The 272-nt window shown below is 52.6% G+C and carries 1 protein-coding gene; it reads left to right on the forward strand.

What is annotated here, in order from left to right; translation table 11 throughout:
- Positions 1 to 272: hypothetical protein (locus tag OCH80_RS10315; protein WP_404540690.1), on the forward strand; the 272-nt coding region annotated here is incomplete at both ends.

A 272-nucleotide genomic window follows, 5' to 3' on the forward strand; every position in this document is an offset into this window, starting at 1 on the left:
TTCGCTTGCAACTGACTCACTAGTTGAAGCTGAGGTGCTCGGTGATTCGCTTGCAGCGGATTCACTAGTTGAGGTTGAAGTGCTCGGTGATTCGCTTGCGCCGGACTCACTAGTCGAAGTTGAGGCACTCGTCGAATCACTTGCGCCGGACTCACTAGTTGAAGTTGAAGTGCTCGGTGATTCGCTTGCGCCGGACTCACTAGTTGAAGTTGAAGTGCTCGGTGATTCGCTTGCACTGGTCTCACTAGTTGAAGCTGAGGTGCTCGGTGATT

The sequence above is a fragment of the Lactobacillus sp. 23-2 genome, assembly GCF_044902225.1.
Taxonomy (GTDB): Bacteria; Bacillota; Bacilli; order Lactobacillales; family Lactobacillaceae; genus Lactobacillus; species Lactobacillus absianus.